We start from the raw sequence: 1,542 nt of genomic DNA, 5'->3' as shown, positions 1-1,542 counted from the left end.
CTGGGTTTTCAGGCCAAAGCACAGATGGATTACACCTACGGTAAAGAGTTTGCCGATGCCATGCTGGGACTGGTGAATACCCGTTTCTTTTTTCGATCGCCATCCAGCACTGAAGCGGAATGGGTACAGCGTGAGATTGGTCAGCGTCGGGATAAAGTTTTCAGTGAACAGTACAGCTATGGTGCGGATACCGTGCGTGACGGTGTCTCCTTCAGCAAGGTGGAAGAAGACCGCTATCTGGTGAATTACACCGACATTCAGAAATTGCCCAACCTCCACTGCTATGTCACGTTTCCCGGTGAGTATCCGGCCGTCCGGATGCGTATGTCTTATGAAAAGATAAAGGACTGCGCAGAAGAGCTGCTGTTGCGTGACATTAATGACAGCCTTGATCCGGAGATTGAATCTGAAATCAGCCGCCGCGAAGAGGAAGAGGGCGATATTACGGCGCTGTTGGCCCGGCTGGAGCAGGGTGAGGTCAGAAAAGATGACGAACAGAACAAAACGGCGCCCCAGCCTGAACCGGCAGAATCACTTAACAATTCGGCACTGACTGCAACGGTGACTCAGGAGGCAGCGGCTGCGGCGGTGAGCGGAACAGGTGAGAGCAACCCTGTGGAAGAAAAGACGCCTGTGGCAGAGCTGACTGAAATTGTGGACAAAGAAACCGGGGAAATCCTGTATCCGGACGATGAGCGGTATGACGAACTCTGCAGAGATTCAGGCCAGGCACAGGAAGCAATGCGACAGGATGAACGCAATCTGGTGAGTCACCAGACGAATGAAGCGCGTGAACAGGATGATGACCGCGAGGTGAACTGGTAATGCTGAGTATTGCACCCATTGCCAGTGGTGGCGCAGGCTATTACACATCGCAGGATAACTACTATTTTCTGGGCAGCATGCAGTCCCGGTGGTTAGGGGAAGGGGCAAAATTGCTGCAACTGGAAGGGCCGGTGGATGCTTTCCGGCTGGATGAGCTGATTGCCGGACGTCTGCCCAATGGCGTCAGTCTGGAGAGAATGGAAGGCGGCATTAATGTGCATCGCAGCGGTTATGATCTGACATTTTCTGCCCCCAAAAGTGTGTCTGTACTGATTGCGCTGTATGGTGAGAATCGTTTACTGGAGGCCTGGAACAGGGCAGTAAGTGAAACGCTAAAAGAAGTTGAATCGCTGGTTTCCAGCCGGGTGATGAAAGAGGGAGAGACAGAGACACAACTGACACAGAAAGCGGTTATTGCCACATTTAATCATGACACTTCACGGAATCTGGATCCGCAACTTCATACCCATGCATTGTTCCTGAATATGACACCAACGGAAAGTGGCTGGCGAACGCTGGCAAGCGGTACGGTCAGGAAAGACGGATTTATTGAAGCTGTTTATGCGAACCAGTTAGCTCTGGGGCAGATACAACTGAATTTATTGCGCCGTCAGGTTGAGGCGATGGGCTATGAGACGGTGGATACCGGGAAAAATGGTCTGTGGGAGATTAAAGGTGTTCCGGTCGATATTTTCTCAACCCGCAGTCAGCAAATCC

At 51.8% G+C, this 1,542-nt stretch carries 2 protein-coding genes; both read left to right on the top strand.

Annotated features, from left to right (window positions below; genetic code table 11):
* The coding region (locus BEA93_RS24235) for a type IV secretion system DNA-binding domain-containing protein (protein ID WP_157945151.1) at positions 1–825 on the top strand (825 nt) is incomplete at its 5' end.
* The coding region (gene mobF / locus BEA93_RS24230; protein WP_123058260.1) for a MobF family relaxase at positions 825–1,542 on the top strand (718 nt) is incomplete at its 3' end. The genes BEA93_RS24235 and mobF, both read left to right, overlap by 1 nt.

It is taken from the genome of Escherichia sp. MOD1-EC5950, assembly GCF_002965345.1.
In the GTDB taxonomy this organism is placed as follows: domain Bacteria; phylum Pseudomonadota; class Gammaproteobacteria; order Enterobacterales; family Enterobacteriaceae; genus Escherichia; species Escherichia marmotae.
This window is presented reverse-complemented; position numbering and strand designations above follow the sequence as displayed.